16 protein-coding genes are annotated in these 16,835 nt (G+C 70.7%); 12 read left to right on the top strand and 4 right to left on the bottom strand.

What is annotated here, in order from left to right; genetic code table 11:
• The first annotated feature begins 110 nt into the window (after positions 1-110).
• The 10 genes from ABNT58_RS04265 (at position 111) to ABNT58_RS04220 (ending at position 9,084) form a co-directional block, all read left to right on the top strand.
• A complete protein-coding gene (locus ABNT58_RS04265) occupies positions 111-1,070 on the top strand; it encodes a TRAP transporter substrate-binding protein (protein ID WP_348752269.1) in 960 nt (319 codons plus the stop codon).
• 7 nt (positions 1,071-1,077) lie between these two features.
• A complete protein-coding gene (locus ABNT58_RS04260; protein ID WP_348752268.1) occupies positions 1,078-1,584 on the top strand; it encodes a TRAP transporter small permease in 507 nt (168 codons plus the stop codon).
• Positions 1,585-1,615: 31 nt separating this feature from the next.
• A complete protein-coding gene (locus tag ABNT58_RS04255) occupies positions 1,616-2,914 on the top strand; it encodes a TRAP transporter large permease subunit (RefSeq protein ID WP_348752267.1) in 1,299 nt (432 codons plus the stop codon).
• A gap of 19 nt (positions 2,915-2,933) precedes the next feature.
• On the top strand, positions 2,934-4,319 hold the full coding sequence (locus ABNT58_RS04250) for a biotin carboxylase N-terminal domain-containing protein (protein ID WP_348752266.1): 1,386 nt from the start codon (positions 2,934-2,936) through the stop codon (positions 4,317-4,319).
• Positions 4,319-5,029 (top strand): 5-oxoprolinase subunit PxpB, encoded by a 711-nt coding sequence (pxpB, locus tag ABNT58_RS04245; protein ID WP_348752265.1) that lies wholly within the window; start codon positions 4,319-4,321, stop codon positions 5,027-5,029. Before ABNT58_RS04250 ends, pxpB begins: the two co-directional genes overlap by 1 nt.
• Positions 5,026-6,003 carry a biotin-dependent carboxyltransferase family protein gene (locus tag ABNT58_RS04240; RefSeq protein ID WP_348752264.1) on the top strand — a complete coding sequence of 326 codons (978 nt, stop codon included), beginning with the start codon at positions 5,026-5,028 and terminating at the stop codon, positions 6,001-6,003. Before pxpB ends, ABNT58_RS04240 begins: the two co-directional genes overlap by 4 nt.
• Positions 6,000-6,788 carry a 5-oxoprolinase subunit PxpA gene (locus ABNT58_RS04235; protein WP_348752263.1) on the top strand — a complete coding sequence of 263 codons (789 nt, stop codon included), beginning with the start codon at positions 6,000-6,002 and terminating at the stop codon, positions 6,786-6,788. The genes ABNT58_RS04240 and ABNT58_RS04235 overlap by 4 nt, the downstream gene beginning before the upstream one ends.
• Positions 6,781-7,002: an acetyl-CoA carboxylase biotin carboxyl carrier protein subunit gene (locus ABNT58_RS04230; RefSeq protein WP_348752262.1), complete on the top strand. Its 222-nt coding sequence runs from the start codon at positions 6,781-6,783 to the stop codon at positions 7,000-7,002. Before ABNT58_RS04235 ends, ABNT58_RS04230 begins: the two co-directional genes overlap by 8 nt.
• Positions 7,003-7,124: 122 nt before the next feature.
• On the top strand, positions 7,125-8,840 hold the full coding sequence (locus ABNT58_RS04225; RefSeq protein ID WP_348752261.1) for a hypothetical protein: 1,716 nt from the start codon (positions 7,125-7,127) through the stop codon (positions 8,838-8,840).
• Positions 8,841-8,877: 37 nt separating this feature from the next.
• Positions 8,878-9,084: a hypothetical protein gene (locus ABNT58_RS04220; RefSeq protein WP_348752260.1), complete on the top strand. Its 207-nt coding sequence runs from the start codon at positions 8,878-8,880 to the stop codon at positions 9,082-9,084.
• On the opposite strand, the gene ABNT58_RS04215 is transcribed toward ABNT58_RS04220, so the two are convergent.
• Positions 9,068-10,000, bottom strand: coding sequence for a LysR family transcriptional regulator (locus tag ABNT58_RS04215; protein ID WP_348752259.1), 933 nt, complete (start codon positions 9,998-10,000; stop codon positions 9,068-9,070). The two genes, ABNT58_RS04220 and ABNT58_RS04215, sit on opposite strands and share 17 nt — an antisense overlap.
• A gap of 114 nt (positions 10,001-10,114) precedes the next feature.
• On the opposite strand from ABNT58_RS04215, the gene ABNT58_RS04210 reads away from it, so the two are divergent.
• On the top strand, positions 10,115-11,275 hold the full coding sequence (locus tag ABNT58_RS04210) for a DSD1 family PLP-dependent enzyme (RefSeq protein WP_348752258.1): 1,161 nt from the start codon (positions 10,115-10,117) through the stop codon (positions 11,273-11,275).
• A gap of 4 nt (positions 11,276-11,279) precedes the next feature.
• On the opposite strand, the gene ABNT58_RS04205 is transcribed toward ABNT58_RS04210, so the two are convergent.
• Positions 11,280-12,848 carry a methyl-accepting chemotaxis protein gene (locus ABNT58_RS04205; RefSeq protein WP_348752257.1) on the bottom strand — a complete coding sequence of 523 codons (1,569 nt, stop codon included), beginning with the start codon at positions 12,846-12,848 and terminating at the stop codon, positions 11,280-11,282.
• 135 nt (positions 12,849-12,983) lie between these two features.
• Here ABNT58_RS04205 and ABNT58_RS04200 point away from each other — a divergent pair, with 135 nt between their 5' ends.
• Positions 12,984-15,323 (top strand): EAL domain-containing protein, encoded by a 2,340-nt coding sequence (locus ABNT58_RS04200; protein WP_348752256.1) that lies wholly within the window; start codon positions 12,984-12,986, stop codon positions 15,321-15,323.
• On the opposite strand, the gene ABNT58_RS04195 is transcribed toward ABNT58_RS04200, so the two are convergent.
• Both ABNT58_RS04195 and ABNT58_RS04190 read right to left on the bottom strand, forming a co-directional pair.
• On the bottom strand, positions 15,314-15,886 hold the full coding sequence (locus ABNT58_RS04195) for a PAS domain-containing protein (protein WP_348752255.1): 573 nt from the start codon (positions 15,884-15,886) through the stop codon (positions 15,314-15,316). The two genes, ABNT58_RS04200 and ABNT58_RS04195, sit on opposite strands and share 10 nt — an antisense overlap.
• Positions 15,887-15,911: 25 nt before the next feature.
• Positions 15,912-16,835, bottom strand: a 924-nt coding sequence (locus ABNT58_RS04190; protein ID WP_348752254.1) for an ATP-dependent helicase, incomplete at its 5' end; no start/stop codon positions are given.

The raw sequence follows: 16,835 nt of genomic DNA, 5'->3' as shown, positions 1-16,835 counted from the left end.
CCCAGCATCACCAAAACTTGTCATCGCCCTTAAACATTTCTCGTTGGACGCTGCCCAGCCCTTGCCCGACAGTCGCTCGCAAGCCCACCTTCTTGACGAGGACGACACCGATGAAACGCCTGATCGTTGCCACCGCCGCTGCGCTGTGCACCCTGGCCTCCCAGGCCGCCACCTGGAACCTGTCGGCCGAGCAGCCCGATGCCAACTACCTGACGCAGAACGTGCGCCAGTTCGCCGACGAGGTGAAGGCAGCCACCAACGGCCAGCTCGAGTTCAAGGTGCAGAGCAACAGCGTGCTGCTCAAGCGCCCCGAAGTGAAGCGCGGCGTGCAGCAGGGCATCGTGCCCATCGGCGAGTTCCTGATGTCGGCCCTGGGCAATGAAGACCCGATGTTCGAGATCGACAGCGTGCCCTTCCTGGCCAACTCCTTCGACGCCACCGAGAAGCTGTGGAAGGCCGCACGCGAGCAGATCGCGCAGCGGCTGGACAAGCAGGGCGTGGTGCTGGTGTATGGCGCGCCGTGGCCGCCGCAAGGCATCTACACCAAGACGCCGGTCAACACCGTGGCCGACCTGAAAGGCGCGCGCTTTCGCGCCTACAGCGCCTCCACCAGCCGCATGGTCACGCTGATGGGCGCGGTGCCCACCACCATCCAGACGGCCGAGGTGCCGCAGGCCTTTTCCACCGGCGTGATCGACATGATGATCACCTCGCCGGCCACCGGCGTGGACACCCAGGCCTGGGACTACGTCAAGCACTACTACGACGTGCAGGCCTTCATTCCGCAGGCCATCGTCATCGCCAACAAGCGCGCGCTGATGGCGCTGCCGGCCGAGCAGCGCCAGGCCGTGATGGACGCCGGCAAGAAGGCTGAAGCCCGCGGCTGGCAGATGGGCCGTGAACTCACCGCCAAGCTGACGCAGACGCTGGCCAGCAAGGGCATCACCGTGCACCCGGTGCCGCCGGCGATGGCGCCCGAGCTGAAGAAGATCGGCGAGACCATGGCCGACGAATGGCTGAAGAAGGCCGGCCCCGACGGCGCCAAAGTGCTGGAAGCCTACCGCCGCTGAGCCCGCCATGTCCCTGCTCGACCGACTGGCCCGCCTCTCGGGCGCTGCTTCGGCGGTATCGCTGGCCGCCATCGGCGTGGTGATCACCGCGCAGATCGTGGCCCGGCTGGCCGGCCAGCAGATTCCCGCGGCCGACGACTTCGCGGCCTGGGCCATGGCCGCCAGCGCCTTCCTGGCGCTGCCGTATGCCATGCGGCATGGTGATCACATCCGCGTGACGCTGGTGCTGCAGTTCCTGCCCAAGACCTTGCACAAGGCCTTCGAGCTGCTGGCCTCGGCCATCGGCGTGGCGCTGGCGGGCTGGGCGGCCTTCCACACCACGATGTTCGTCTACGACTCGTGGCAGTTCGACGAAGTGGCGCAGGGCATGGTGAAGGTGCCGCTGTGGATTCCGCAGCTGTCGATGGCGGTGGGCATGGCGCTGCTGGCGCTGATGCTGGCCGACCGCCTGCTGCGCTGCATCACCGGCCGGCCGCTGCCCGATGCCGGCGCCGACGTGGCGCGCACCGAATAGCGCTTTTCATCCTTCTACAAGAGGCCGCCCCGTGAGCGATCTTGCGCAAGCCGCCGTGCTGATGGCGGTGCTGTTCCTGCTATTGGGCCTGGGTGTGTGGGTGGCGCTGGCCCTCATCGCCTGCGGCCTGGCCGGGCTGATGCTGTTCACCTCGGCGCCGCCCGGGGTGCTGTTCGCCACCACCGGCTGGAGCTCCACCGCCAGCTGGGCACTCACCGCGCTGCCGCTGTTCATCTGGATGGGCGAGATCCTGTACCGCACGCGGCTGGCCGAAGACATGTTCTCGGGCCTGGGGCCCTGGGTGCAGAAGCTGCCCGGCCGGCTGCTGCACGTCAACGTGCTGGGCTGCGGCATCTTCGCGGCGGTCAGCGGCTCGTCGGCCGCCACCGCGGCCACCATCGGCAAGATCTCGCTGCCCGAGCTGCAATCGCGCGGGTATGCGCAAGGCATCGCGGTGGGCTCGCTGGCCGGTGCGGGCACGCTGGGGCTGCTGATCCCGCCTTCCATCGTGATGATCGTCTACGGCGTGGCGGCGCAGGTGTCCATCGTCAAGCTGTTCACCGCCGGCATCCTGCCCGGCATGCTGCTGATGCTGCTGTTCTCGGGCTACATCGCGCTGTGGGCCTGGCGGCACCCCGACCAGATACCCAAAGAAGAAGAAACCGTGTCCTGGGGCCAGCGCTTTGCGCGGCTGCGGCTGCTGGCGCCGGTGGGGCTGCTCATCGCCGGGGTCATCGGCTCCATCTATGCCGGCGTGGCCACCGCCACCGAGGCGGCCGCCATCGGCGTCATCGGCTCGCTGCTGATCGCCGGGCTGGGCGGCTCGCTCAACCGCGCCAGCTTCGTGGCCAGCCTGATGGGCGCGGCCCGCACCAGCTGCATGATCACCTTCATCCTGCTGGGTGCGGCCTACCTCACCAGCGCGATGAGCTTCACCGGCCTGCCGGCCAACGTCGCGGCCTGGATCTCGTCGCTGGGCCTGTCGGCCTACGGGCTGCTGGCGGTGCTCACGGTGTTCTTCGTGCTGCTGGGCTGCTTCCTCGACGGCATCTCCATCGTCGTGCTCACCAGCGCGGTGCTGATGCCCGCGGTGCAGGCCGCCGGCATCGACCCGCTGTGGTTCGGCATCTACCTGATCCTGGTGGTGGAGATGGCGCAGATCACGCCGCCGGTGGGCTTCAACCTGTTCGTCATCCAGGGCATCACCGGGCTGCAGCTGTTCACGCTGGCGCGCATGGCGCTGCCGTTTTTCCTGCTGCTGGTGGTGGCCACGGTGCTCATCACCGTGTTCCCGCAGATCGTGATGGTGCTGCCCGGCGCCATGGGCTGACCCACCCTTCTCGACCCCCATGAAACGCATCCTCATCGCCAACCGCGGCGAGATCGCCTGCCGCATCATCCGCGCCGCCCGGGCCCTGGGCCTGCAGACGGTGGCCGTGTACTCCGAGGCCGATGCCCAGGCCCTGCATGTGCAGATGGCCGACGCGGCCGAAGCCATCGGCCCCGCACCGGCGGCGCAAAGCTACCTGGACGCCGACCGCATCCTGCAGGCCGCCCGCACGCACGGCGCCGACGCGGTGCACCCGGGCTACGGCTTCCTGTCGGAGAACACGGCCTTTGCCCGCGCGGCCGAAGCCGCCGGCATCAGCTGGATCGGCCCGCGGCCCGCCAGCATCGAGGACATGGGCGACAAGCAGCGCGCCCGCGCCATCGCCGAGGCGGCTGGCGTGCCGGTGCTGCCGGGCAGCCGCCGCTTTGCACTGGGCGCGCTCGAGGGCATCGAGCAGGCGGCCGCCGACGTGGGCTACCCCTTGCTGGTCAAGGCCACCGGCGGTGGCGGCGGCATCGGCATGCGCCGGGTCGACGCACCTGACCAGCTGCTGGCCGCGGTGGGTGCCACCCAGCAGCTGGCCGACAAGGCCTTCAAGGACGGCACGGTGTACCTGGAGCGCCTGGTGCCACGCGCCCGGCACATCGAGATCCAGGTCTTCGGCCATGGCGACGGCACCGCGGTGCACCTGCACGAGCGTGAATGCTCGGTGCAGCGCCGCTTCCAGAAGATCGTGGAAGAAAGCCCCGCCCCCGGCCTGCCCGACGCGCTGCGCCAGCGCATGGCGGCCGCCGCCGTGTCCCTGGCCGAGCACCAGCGCTACCGCGGCCCGGGCACGGTGGAATTCATCGTCGATGCCGACACGCTGGACTTCTTCTTCCTGGAGATGAACACCCGCATCCAGGTCGAGCATCCGGTGACCGAGATGGTGACCGGCTGGGACCTGGTGCAGGCGCAGATCCGCCTGGCCGCAGGCAGCTTCACGCCGGTGGCGCAGGCCGACATCGTGCCGCGCGGCGCCGCCATCGAATGCCGGCTGTATGCCGAGAACCCGGCGCGCAACTTCATGCCTTCGCCGGGCCTGCTCAGCCGCTTTGCACTGCCGCAGCAGATGGCCGATGTGCGGGTGGACACCGGCGTGCGCGAAGGCGACCGCATCACCCCGTACTACGACCCGATGATCGCCAAGCTCATCGTCTGGGGCGAGTCGCGTGCAGCCGCCCTCACCCGCCTGGCCGAAGCCCTTGCCGCCAGCGAGGTGGGCGGCCTGCGGCACAACCTGCCTTTCCTGCAGGCGGTGGTGGCGCATGCGGACTTCCGCGCCGGCCGCGTGGACACCGGCTGGGTGCAGCGCCAGCAGGCCGAGCTGGTGGCCGCCATGCCCACGCCCGAAGGAGCGCTGTGATGGCCGGCTGGCGCATCGAGCCGGTGGGCGACAGCGCGCTGCTGGTGGGCTTCGGCGACAGCGTGGACCTGCGCATCAGCCACCGGGTGCATGCCTTCGTGAACCACCTGCTGCAGCACCCGCTGCGCGCTGTGCACGACGTGGTGCCCGCCTTCAGCACCGTGACGCTGCACTACCGGCCCGAGCAGGTGCCCGGCAGCGGCGGCACGCCGCATGACCGCCTGCGCCTGCAGCTGTTGCAGCGGCTGGAGATGGACCTCGATGCCCAGGCCACCCCGGCCCGCAGCTTCGAGGTGCCGGTGTGGTACGGCGGCGAGGCCGGCCCCGACCTGGACGACGTGGCGCGCCAGCGCGGCCTGCCCACCGACGAAGTGATCCGCCGCCACGGCGCATCGCCGCACGTGGTGTACATGCTGGGCTTTGCGCCGGGCTTTCCGTTCATCGGCGGGCTGGACCCGGCGTTGCAGATGCCGCGCCGCACCACGCCGCGCACCTCGGTGCCGCCGGGCTCGGTGGCCATCGCGCGCGACCAGACCTGCATCTACCCGCTGGACACGCCCGGCGGCTGGAACATCATCGGCCGCACGCCGCTCAAGCTGTTCGACGCGGGCACCGAGCCGCCCTGCCTGCTGGGCCCGGGCGATGCGATCCGCTTCGTGCCGATCGACGAGGCCACCTACCGGCACCTGCTGACCACGGAGGCGGCATGAGCGGCATCACCGTGATCAAGCCCGGCGCGCAGACGCAGCTGCAGGACCGCGGCCGCTGGGGCTGGCAGCGCTACGGCGTGCCGGTGGGCGGCGCGATGGACGACTTCTCGCACCGCGTGGCCAACCTGCTGGCCGGCAATGCCGAGGACGAGGCCACGCTGGAGATCCTGCTGATGGGCCCCTGCCTGCGCTTCGAGCAGGCAGCCTGCATCGCACTGTGCGGGGCCGACTTGTCGGCTCAAGTGGGCGGCGAGCCGCTGCCCATGTATGAGCGCGTCCACCTGCCCGCCGGCACGCAGCTGGACTTCGGCAAGCGCATCAACGGCCTGCGCTGCTACCTGGCGGTGCAGGGCGGCTTTGCGGTGGCGCCGGTGATGGGCAGCCGCAGCACCTTCGTGCGCGGCGGCTTCGGCGGCTTTGCCGGCCGCGCGCTGCGCAAGGGCGATGTGCTGCCCATCGGCCCTGCGCCGCGCCCGCTGGCACCGGCCGCCCTGCCGGGCGACCTGGCGGTGCCGGTGCCGCTGGCCGCCGCCGAGGCGGTGACGCCGGTGCGCGTGGTGCCCGGCGAGCATGCGCACCTCTTCAGCGCCGAAGCGCTGGCGCAGATGGCCGCCGCGGTGTACCGCCTCAGCCCGCAATCCGACCGCATGGGCTACCGGCTGGAAGGCCCGGCGCTGCCGCGGCTGCCGGGGCCCGAGCTGATTTCCGAAGGCGTGGCCTTCGGCACCGTGCAGGTGCCGCCCGACGGCCAGCCCATCGTGCTGATGGCCGAGCGGCAAAGCGCCGGCGGCTATCCCAAGATCGCCCACGTGGCCAGCGTCGACCTGCCGCTGCTGGCCCAGCTGGCCCCCAAGCAGGCGCTGCGCTTCGTGCCCATCACGCTGGCCGAGGCGCAGGCCCTGCACCTGGAGCGCGAGCAACTGCTGCAGGCGCTGCAGGCGCAGCTGATCGGCACCGCCGGAGAACCCGCATGACCCCCACCCTGGACCTGAACTGCGACATGGGCGAAGGCTTCGGCGCCTACACCATGGGCAACGACATCGCCATCCTCGACCACGTCACCTCGGCCAACATCGCCTGCGGCTTTCATGCGGGCGATCCGCCCACCATGCGGCGCGTGGTGGGGGCGGCGCTGGCCAAGGGCGTGAAGGTGGGCGCGCATCCCAGCCTGCCCGACCTGCAAGGCTTCGGCCGGCGGGTGATGCAGGTCTCGCCGGCCGACGCCTATGCGATGACGGTGTACCAGGTGGGCGCGCTGATGGGCTTTGCCCAGGCAGCCGGCGGCCGGCTCAACCACGTCAAGCCGCATGGCGCGCTCTACAACATGGCCGCCAAGGACCGCAAGCTGGCCGATGCGCTGGTGCAGGCCGTGCGCGACGTGAACCCGACGCTGGTGTTCTTCGGCCTGGCAGGCAGCGAGATGATCCGCGCCGCCGAAGCCATCGGCCTGCGCGCCGCTTCCGAGGTGTTTGCCGACCGCAGCTACCAGGACGACGGCAGCCTGTCGCCGCGCGGCACGCCCGGCGCCATGATCGAAGACGCCGGCCAGGCGCTGGCCCAGGTGCGTCAGATGCTGGCCGGCTCGGTCACCGCGCTCAGCGGCAACAGCGTGCCCCTGCGCGCCGACACCTTGTGCATCCACGGCGACCAGCCCGGCGCCCTTGAATTCGCGCAGACCTTGCGCGCAGCGCTGCAGGCCGATGGCGTGCAGCTGCAGGCGCCCGGCGCCGCCCCCACCCAGGAGAGCCACCGTGCCTGAAACCCGAGTCAAGGCCGACGTCAGCGGCCGCATCTGGAAGATCGAAGCCGTGGCCGGCCAGGCCGTGGCCGAAGGCGACACCTTGCTGGTGGTGGAGTCGATGAAGATGGAAATCCCGCTGCCCGCGCCCTGCGCCGGCACCGTGCAGGCCGTCCATGTGGCCGAAGGCGACATGGTGGAAGAGGACCAGGTGCTGGTGGTGCTGGCTTCATAGCCCGCGCCCGCACCCAGGTTCAGGGGAGGGACTGCGTATCGATTGACCACCACGACCCGCGTTGCAGGAGATCGGCGCGCCGCGCCGACAAGTAGTCGAAGCAAATGCCAGTAGGAGTCACGATGTTGCAAGCCCCACCCTCGCCCCGCCCCGCGCCCAGGAACGCGCGGCTGCAGGCCCCCTTCACCCCGCACCTCACCCCCCACCTCACCGCGCTGGCGGCCGCCGTGCTGCTGGCCGCCTGCGGCGGCAGCGACGATGGCGACGACACCACCGCCCCGCCGCCGCCCGCCCCCGCACCCACCGTGGCCTGCAGCGTGGACACCAGCGTGGCCCTGGCCTACGAAGAACAGCGGCTGCAGACGCCGCTGCCCTTCAGCGGCGCCAACGTGGTGGGCAGCAATGCCACGCCGCTGGCCGACCGCATCCTCAAGGACACCGGCTTCGACAGCTTTGCGCCGGCCTTTGCCACCAAGCTGTGCGGCGCCGGCGGCACCACCACCGTCACCAGCTACGCGCAGGCGGTGGACCTGGTCAAGGCCGAAGGCCTGGCGCTGTGGAAGGCCGCGGTCGACCGCGTGCAGGGCCGCCGTGCCTCGCCCGCGGGCAGCGTGCTGCCCAACAGCGACGACCGCATGCTGTACTGGGCCCGCGTGCAGATGACCAAGGCGCTGCGGCAGTGGAAGCCCGCCTTCGCGATGACCGCCGCCGAGACCGACGACCTGCAATGGCAGCTCGAACGTGCCTCGCGCGGGCAGTACGACATCAACCTGCCCGAAGGCAATGCCCCTTCGGGCAAGAAGTACCGCCGCATGATCCTCAGCGGCTTCGACACCTTCACGCTGGGCGTGCCGGGCACGCCCAACACCGGCCTGCGCAACGGCAATCCTTCAGGCGCCACCGCGCTGGAGATGGACGGCAAGGAGGTGACGCTGGCCGACGGCAGCGTGATGCACGTGGAGGCCTACATCCTGCCGGTGAGCTACGACCCCTTCAACAAGGGCATGCAGGAAGACACGCTGGCGCCTTACTTCCAGCCCGGCCCCAAGCGGGTGGATGCCTCCATCACCATGAGCCAGGGCAGTGCCAACGTGTTCAACCTGGAGCAGTGGAACGGCCGCTTCCACGGCTCGTCAGCGGGCAACGACGGCATCGTGTACTGCCCGGCCGGCGCCACCCGGCTGCCCAGCTACGTGCTGCCCATCGGCACCGTCACCACGCCGGGGGCCGCGCCCATCACGCTGGCAGGCTCGGGCTGCAACATCAACCCGCCGCAGCGCTGGCTGGGCTACGACGCCGCCACCGCCTGGATGAAGGACTACCCGCCGCAGTTCACCACCGCTTCGCTGCCGATGCCGGCCATGGTCACCGGCCGCACGCAGACGGGCATCGCCCGCCCGCCGGGCGCCACCAGCGAAGGCACCGAAGGCTTCAACGTCACCTGGCACACCAACTACGCCTACTTCCCCGACTGCAACGATGTGGCCACGGTCAGCGTGCCTTCCAACGGCGTGATGAACCTGATGCCCGACGTGAGCACCGTGGTGGCACCCAGCCTGGCCACCTGCTCGCGCCAGGGCGGCGGCGGCGACTACCTGTCCAACGAAAGTGCCTACCGCAACACGCTGCTGCGCGACACCTTCCGCCTGGACATTCCGGCCGGCCATATCCACGTGCCGGTGATGACCAACTTCTTCGGCGGCACGGCCAACACCGGCGGCGGCACCCGCGACGACAACGCGATGACCGACGCCCGCTTCGAGGCCTACCGCACCGCCATCGTCGCCCAGGGCAAGGCCCTGCTCACCGTGGTCGGCAACTCGCTGATCTACAAGTGAGGCCTGCGCCGCACCACACCCTGCACAAGGACCAGCCATGAACCTCAAGCTCACCCTCGCCACCGCCGCGCTGGCGCTGGCCGGCATCGCCGGCACCGCGACCGCGCAACCCAGCCTGTACTTCGTGTGGAAGCACAAGACCACCGGCAAGACGATGTGCAACCCGGAGGCGGTGGACGCCAACTGGGTGAAGGTGTCGGGGCCCTACTCCGACGCCAACTGCAGCATCAAGGAACCGACGTGAGTGGCCGGGCCCATTCCGGGCCCACCCGCTCGCAGTAGCGGGTCACCACCTCGCACACCACGGCCTGCGTCTCGCGCACGGCCGAGCAGGCGCCCCGCTCGCTGATGGCCGTGATGGCCATCGGCGGCAGGCGGGGCCCGTCGCACTGGAACAGCTCGCGCCGCTGCAGCTGGTCGTGCACGAACACCGGTGGTATCGCCGCGATGCCGTAGCCGTCGCGCACCAGCTGGATGATCGATTCCACCGACGGAAAGCTGCACACCCGCGGCTCCACGTCGCGGTCGATGAAGAGGGCCCGCACATGCGCCTGCGGGCTGCTGGTCTTGCTGAAGGTGAGCACCGGCACCCGTTCCAGGTCTTCGATGGTGACGATGCCCGAAGCCGGCACCAGGTCGGGCCGGCCCACCCAGCGCAGCGGAAATTCGCACAGCGGCGTCACGCTGTAGTCCAGGGTGCCCACCGCTTCGGCATAGGGGTCGTTCTGGATCATCAGGTCGAGCTTGCGCTGGCGGAACTGGTCCTGCAGGTTGCGCGCCGTGTCCACCGTGATGTCGGGGTTCACCTGCGGGTGCCGCTCGGCCAGCAGCCGGATCAGAGGCGACAGCCAGGTATGCACCACCGACTCGATGGTGCCGATGCGCACACGGCCGGCGGGCGGTGCATCGGGCCGGGTGCTGTGCACCAGCTCGCGTTCCAGCTGCAGGATGCGCTGCGCATGGCGGGCCACCTTTTCGCCGGCCTGGGTGAGCACCAGGCGGCGCGAGCTGCGGTCCACCAGCTCGGTGCCCAGCTCGTCTTCCAGGCTGGCGATGCGCTGCGAGATGGCCGCCTGCGTGGCATTGAGCACCTGCGCGGTTTCACGGAAGCTGCGCACACGCGCCAGCACGACAAGCGTTTCAAGGAATCGGGTGTTCACGGCAGCGGCCCGCAACGGATGGCCTGGTACAGCATAGCGGCCACGCGGGCCGGGGTCAGCGGGGTTTGCAAGTACCGGGCCCGCCGCCACGCCGCCGCGACACACAATGGCCGCATGAACACCGCCGCTTCGTCCCAGGCTGTAACGCCACCCCGCACCGTGCCCGCGGCACCGGCCCAGGCCGGCCGCCCTTTGGCCGAGGTCGACACGCCCGCGCTGCTGGTCGACCTGGACGTGATGGACGCCAACATCGCACGCGTGCATGGCGATGCCCACCAGGCCGGTGTGCGGGTGCGACCGCATGCCAAGGCCCACAAGTGCGCCGCGCTGGCGCAGCGCCAGATCGCCGCCGGCGCCCAGGGCGTGTGCTGCCAGAAGCTGGGTGAGGCCGAGGCGCTGGCCGCCGCCGGCATCGACGACATCCTGGTGACCAACGAACTGGTGGGCATGGCCAAGGCCCGGCGCGCCGCGCAGCTGGCCGGCCGCATCCGGCTGGGGGTGTGCGCCGACCATCCGCTGCAGGTGCAGCAGCTGGCCGAGGCCACGCAGGCGGCCGGCACTTGTCTAGACGTGTTGGTGGAGCTGGACGTGGGCCAGGGCCGCTGCGGCGTGACCAGCGCGGCCGATGCGGTGGCGCTGGCGCAGGCCATTGCCGCGGCCGCGCCCGGGCTGCGCTTTGCGGGGCTGCATGCCTACCACGGCGGTGCGCAGCACCTGCGCAGCCCGGCCGAACGGCGGGCCGCCATTGCCGGCGCGGCCGCGCGTGCGCGCGAGGCCGTGGCCGCGCTGGCCGCCGCGGGCCTGCCCTGCGCCACCGTCACCGGCGCGGGCACCGGCACCTATGCGCTGGAAGCCGCCTCGGGCCTGTACACCGAGCTGCAACCGGGCAGCTATGTGCTGATGGACGTGGACTACGCCGCCAACACGCCGGCCGAAGGCAGCGCACCGCTGGGCCAGGCCCTCTTCGGCTGGTGCAGCGTGATCAGCCTGCGGCCCGGCCAGGCGGTGCTGGACGGCGGCCTCAAGGCCTTCGGCGTGGATTGCGGCCTGCCGCGGGTGCTGCATCCGGGCTGGCAGGTCAAGGGCATCTCCGACGAGCACACCGTGATCGTCAGCACCACGGCCGACGCCGCGCCGCTGGCGCTGGGCGACAAGCTGCGGCTGATACCGGGCCACTGCGACCCGACCGTCAACCTGCACGACTGGCTGGTGGCCTTTCGCGGCGACACGGTCGAGGCCGTGTGGCCGGTGACCGCACGCGGCGCGATGTACTAGGCCGTCAAGCGGTTTCCGTGGTGCGGAAGACGGCCACCGTCTGCACCAGCCGGTCGGCCTGCAGGCGCAGGCTGTCGGCGGCGGCGGCGCTTTCTTCCACCAGCGCGGCGTTCTGCTGCGTCACCTGGTCGAGCTGGGTCACCGCATCGTTCACCTGGCCGATGCCGCTGGTCTGCTCGATCGTGGCGGCGCTGATCTCGCCCAGCAGGTCGCTCACCCGCTGCACCTGGCCCACGATGTCGGCCATGGTGCGGCCGGCCTCGCCCACCAGCTGCGAACCGGCCTCGACGGTCTGCACGCTGTGGCTGATCAGGCCCTTGATCTCCTTGGCCGCTTCGGCGCTGCGCGAAGCCAGCGAACGCACCTCGCCGGCCACCACCGCAAAGCCCCGGCCCTGCTCACCGGCGCGGGCGGCCTCCACCGCCGCGTTCAGCGCCAGGATGTTGGTCTGGAAGGCGATGCCGTCGATCACGCCGATGATGTCGGCGATGCGTTTGCTGGCCTCGGTGATCTCGCCCATGGTGGCCGTGACCCGGCCCACCACCTCGCCGCCCTGTAGCGCCACCGCGCTGGCCGAAGCCGACAGCTGCGACGCCTGGCGCGCGGTGTCGGCATTGGTCTTGACCGTCGCGTTCATCTGCTCCATCGAGGCGGCCGTCTGCTGCAGGTTGCTGGCCTGCTCTTCGGTGCGCTGCGACAGGTCGGCATTGCCGGTGGCGATCTGGCTGGAACCGGTGGCAATGCTCTCGGAACCCGAGCGGATGTCCTTGACCACCCGCACCAGGAAGGTCTGCATCTGCTGCATCGTGGCCAGCAGGCTGTCGGTATCCCCGGGGCGCAGCACGATGGGCTGCGACAGGTCGCCCGAGGCGATGCGGCGCACCACGGTGGCCGCTTCGTCGGGCTCGCCGCCCAGCTGGCGCAGCACGCCGCGGATGATGAGCACGGCCGTCACCGTGCCCACCACCAGCGCCAGCAGGGCCAGCGCCAGCGCACTGTTGCGTCCGCTGATGTAGTTCTCGCGCGCCAGGGCGGCGTCTTCGGCGTTCAACTTGTCTTCCAGGTCGGCCAGTTCACCCAGCGTGGCCAGCCACTCCGACTGGGGCGGCGTCACCTCCTTCAGCAGCAGGGCAATGGCCTGCGGCACCTGCTGGCTCAGGGCCAGCTGCAGCACCTGGTCCACCTTCGGCCGCACCGCCGACTGCAGCTGCACGATCTTGTCGAGCAGCGCCTTCTCCTGCGGCGTGGTGCCGGGCCCGGTGAAGGTGGCAGCCAGCTGCTGCCGGGCTTCGTCATAGTGCTGGCGCGAGGTCTTCAGGCGCGCCAGTTCGGCCTGGACGTCCGCCGCATCGGTCAGCAGCAGGATGTTGCGGGTGGAATTGGCCACCTGGTTGACCGCGATGCGCATCTGCACCGCAAGCCGGGCCTGCAGGTTGTTGACTTCGGTGATGCGCTCCAGCGCGTCATGGATCTGCGCCGCGCGCTGCACGCCCAGGCCGGCCACCAGCAGCAGCAGCAACAGCAGCAGCCCGAAAGACAGGGCCAGACGCACAGACAACTTCTTGGCTTGCATGAGGTACTTCCTTGTCGATGACATCCGACTGCTCATCGACAGCTTCGCAGCCGGATGTAGGGTGCGACGGCCAGGTGAACCTTGGGGCACAATCTTTCTCAGATGTATCACTTGAGTCGCCAGATGTGCAGTTTCATGGGCGGGAAGGTCCCGCAGCGTTGGCAGGAAGCCCTCGGGGATGTTCGGGCCCTCTACACCGCCGCGGATGTGGAAGCGCCCCGGGTGCGGGCCGCGCTGCTGGGCGAGGTCACGCGACTGACGCCCACGATGATGGCCACCAACGCCGGCTGCGCCACCATCGTGCTGTGGAGCTTCCGGGACCAGCTGTCCGCCGGCCTGTTGGAGTGGTACCTGATGCTGATGGCCACCGCCGCCCTGGCCATGGCCACCTGGTGGCGCCACCAGGGCCGGCAGGCACACACCGCATCCGCCCGCTCGCTGCACCGCGCCACCGGCCATGCGCTGCTGCTGGCCGGCTTGTGGTCGGCCCTGCCGCTGCTGTGGTTCGCCAACGCCGGCCCCGGCCAGCAGATGCTGATGGGCACCCTGATCGCCGGCCTGCTGGCCACGGGCGCTTATGTGCTGAGCCCCTTGCCCCTGGCCAGCCTGGCCTGGGCGGGCATGCTCACCGTCGGCGCGCTGGGCAGCCTGCCGCAGGCCAAGGACCCGGTGTTCCACGGCGTGCTGCTGCTGATGTGCTTCTACGGTCCGGTGCTGGCGCTGGGCGCACAGTCGGCCGGGCGCAAGCATGTGGCGCTGCTGCGCTCGCGGGCGCAGGCCGAGCGCCAGCAACGCATGCTGGCCGTGCTGCTGGCCGACTTCGAGCAGAACGCCGACGACGCCTTGTGGCAGACCGATGCACAGGGCCGGCTCAGCCATGGCTCGCCGCGCCTGCTGGAGCTGTTCGGCCACGTACCCGGCGCGCCCGACCCCCGGCCCTTGCAGGCCGTCCTGGCCGATCGGGTGCAGGAGGGCCTGCCCGCCCTGCGCGCCGCGCTGGACGCCGGCCGCCCGTTCCGCGACGTGGGCCTGACCCTGCGCCGGCCCGACGGCGGGCTGCGGCACCTGTCGGTGCAAGGCAAGCGCGTGATCGACGAACACGGCCGCACCCTGGGCTGGCGCGGCGTGGTGTCCGACGTGACAGACCGGCGGCAGGCGCAGATGCAGCTGCAGCAGCTGGCCCATACCGATTCGCTCACCGGCCTGGCCAACCGCCACACCTTGCGCCAGGCCCTGGCCGAAGCGGCCCAGCGCGGCGAGCCGGTGACCCTGCTGTCCATCGACCTCGACCATTTCAAGGCGGTGAACGACACCCTGGGCCACTCGGCCGGCGACGAGGTGCTGCGGGTGATCGGCCAGCGGCTGCTGCAGTGCGTGCGCCCCGGCGATCTGGTGGCGCGGCTGGGTGGTGACGAGTTCGCCCTGGTGTTGAAGCAGGCGGCCGGCGCGGACGAGGTGGTCACGTTGGCGCAGCGCCTGCTGCAGGCGCTGGCGCAGCCGGTGGTGCTGGGCAGCCGTCGGCTGCGCCTGGGCGGCAGCATTGGCAGCGCCCGAAGCGCGCCCAGCGCGCAAGGCGACAGCGTGGACGCGCTGCTGGTGCGTGCCGACATGGCGCTGTATGCCGCCAAGGCCGAGGGCCGCGGCCGCTACATGCCTTACACCCCGGCGCTGGGCGCACGCAGCCGCCGCCGCAGCGACCTGGAGCAAGGCCTGCAGCATGCGCTGGAACGTGGGCAGCTGAGCCTGCACTGGCAGCCGCGGGTGGACCTGGGGAACTGGCAAGTCGTCGGCGCCGAAGCCTTGCTGCGCTGGCACCACCCCGAGCTGGGTGAGGTGCCGCCGTCGGAGTTCATCCCGGTGGCCGAGCACACCGGGCTCATCGACGCCATCGGCCACTGGGTGCTGCTGCAGGCCTGCCAGTCGGGCGCGGGTGCACTGGCAGGCCGGGTGGTGTCGGTCAACGTATCGCCCCACCAGCTGCGCGACGAAGACTATGTGAACCGGGTGCGCGCAGTGCTGCACGAGACGGGCCTGCCGGCGGCGCAGCTGGAGCTGGAGATCACCGAGTCCATCTTCCTGGGCGCCATCGACGGCGTGCTGCAGCGGCTGCGGGCGCTGCGCGACCTGGGGGTGCGCGTGGCGCTGGACGACTTCGGCACCGGCTATTCGTCGCTGGCCTACCTGCGCCGCTTTCCGTTCGACACCCTGAAGATCGACCGCGCCTTCATCAACGAACTGCTGCTGCGTGAAGACGCCCGCGCCATCGTGCAGACCATCACCCGCATGGCCGCCACGCTGGGCATGCGCACCGTGTCGGAAGGCGTGGAATCGGCCGAACAGCTGGCGGTGCTGCGCGAGGTGGGCTGCCAGGAGATCCAGGGCTACCACGTCTCGCGCCCGCAGCCGCTGCCGCAGCTGCTGGCCTGGATGCAGGCCTGGCCCCAGCGCTCACCCTTGTGCCCACCTCAGCGCTGAACCAGCTGCTGCATCGCATCGGCCAGCAGGTCTTCCACCAGCCCCAGCAGGCGCTCGCCTTCGCGGGCGGTCTCCAGGCCCGGCGCGGGTGAGTCCAGCAGCAGGTGGAAGGGCTGGTCCAGCGCCTGCCCGGCGGTGGGGCCACGCGGGCCCACCGGCAGGCCAGTGGCGGGCGTTGCAGGCCGCTCGGTCAGGTCCACCATCGTGCCGATGATGCGCAGCGCATGGCCCTCCGGGCCCCACTGCACCACCCGGCCCAGCGAGCGCAGCCGCCGGTAGCCCGAGCCGTTGCTGCGCAGCCGGAAGGTGGCCTCGTAGCGCGAGGCCGTGCCCCGCAGATGGGCCTGCATGGCCTGCAGCATCGGCGGCAGGTCGTCGGGGTGGACGCGGCAGCGCCAGAAGTGGGTGCTGTCGGACGCATGCGGTTCCGGAAAGCCCAGCCGCTGCTTCCAGGCGGGCGAATGGTGCACCGTCTCCAGGCAGGGCCTGAGGTCCCAGAGGCCCAGATCGCCCTTGTCGACGGCCTGCCGCCAAGCCACCACGGCGGGGTACTGCATGTCCATGGCGGCCGATGGTAGCGCCGGCCGGTTATCCCCAGCGGCCCGCCAGCCGCCCGCCCAGGTCCACCCGTTGCGGCAGCGCCAAAGGCGCCGCCACGGCCGAGGCGCTGGCCAGCGGCGTCAGCCGGTCGAAGTGGCGGGCGGCCAGGGCCTCGGGGATGAAGCGCGACAAACTTGCATAGACATGTCGGTCGCCGTGCTTGACCTGCTCGGTCACGTAAAAGCGCTGCGGCACCAGCAGGTCGAGGTGCTGCTTCGCGCGCGTCATGCCCACGTACAGCAGCCGGCGTTCTTCGTCGATCTGCGCGCTGTCGCGGGTGCTCATCTCCGAAGGAATGCAGCCATCCACCACGTTCAGGATCTGCACCGCCGCCCACTCCTGGCCCTTGGCCGAATGCAGGGTCGACAGGATCAGGTAGTCCTCGTCCAGGTGCGGCGGGCCGGCTTCGTCACTGCTGGCATCGGGCGGGTCCAGCGTCAGCTCGGTGATGAAGCGTTCGCGGCTGGCATGGCCGGCGGCAATGCGGGCCAGCTGCTGCAGGTCGGCCTGGCGGGCGGGCGCGTCGTCGTGCAGGCGCAGCAGCACCGGCTCGTACCAGCGCAGCACCGCGTCCAGGTCAGCGGGCCAGCTGCCCGCCTGCTGCAGTTGCGCGTACAGCGCCAGAAAGGCCTGCCAATCGTCCTGCGCGGCGGTCGGCATGCGCCAGGCCAGCAGCGCGGCCGCGGGGTCGGCGGCGGCTTCCAGCGCATGGAGCAGCTTGCGCGCGTTGGCCGGGCCCACGCCGGCCACCAGCTGCGCCACCCGGAAGCCGGCGATGCGGCTGCGCGGGTTCTCGGCCCAGCGCAGCACGCACAGCACGTCCTTCACATGGGCCGATTCCAGGAACTTGAGGCCGCCGAACTTCACGAACGGGATCTGCCGGCGGGTGAGTTCCAGCTCCAGCCCAGCGCT

Origin of the sequence: uncultured Aquincola sp. (assembly GCF_964001545.1) — a bacterium.
Taxonomy (GTDB): Bacteria; Pseudomonadota; Gammaproteobacteria; order Burkholderiales; family Burkholderiaceae_C; genus Aquincola.
Note: the sequence above shows the minus strand (reverse complement) of the source record. Positions and strands in the feature narration are given on the sequence as shown.